The following is a 563-nucleotide window of genomic DNA, read 5'->3' as shown; positions in this document are numbered from 1 at the left end:
CTGCGAAGTAAGAGTTGGGGTGCTGGAAAAAGAGTGCAGAGAATTGAACCGGCGCTTTTTTACCTTTCATACGAAACAGCGGCCATATATTATTCTGAAATGGGCTCAATCCGCAGATGCTTTTTTAGCGCCTTTACCACAAAAAGATGCTGAACGAAAGCCGGTTTGGATAACCAATAAATATTCCCGGCAACTGGTCCACAAATGGAGAGCCGAAGAACAGGCGATCATGGTTGGTACAAATACTGCCGTGGCCGATAACCCGAAACTGAATACACGCCGGTGGAAAGGCCAGGATGCGGTGCGAGTGGTACTGGACCGGAAGCAAAGAATTCCTGCCGATTCTCACCTTTTTGACAACTCAGTAAAAACAATTATCCTTACCGAAAATCCTTCCGCAGAAAGAGCTGCCGAAAATGTCATTTTTGAGCAGGTAGATTTTTCTAAGGAGCTGCCGCAACAGATCTGTGAAGTACTTTACCGCCACGAGATCCAGTCGGTGATCATAGAGGGAGGCCGGCAGACCCTGCAGACATTCCTCGACGCCGGCTTGTGGGATGAGA

General features: G+C 48.3%; 1 protein-coding gene. It reads left to right on the top strand.

The window, feature by feature from the left end; translation table 11 throughout:
• Positions 1–43: 43 nt before the first annotated feature.
• Positions 44–563: RibD family protein (locus HC175_RS16845; protein ID WP_317172346.1), on the top strand; the 520-nt coding region annotated here is incomplete at its 3' end.

The organism is Salinimicrobium oceani (assembly GCF_012037645.1).
This window is presented reverse-complemented; position numbering and strand designations above follow the sequence as displayed.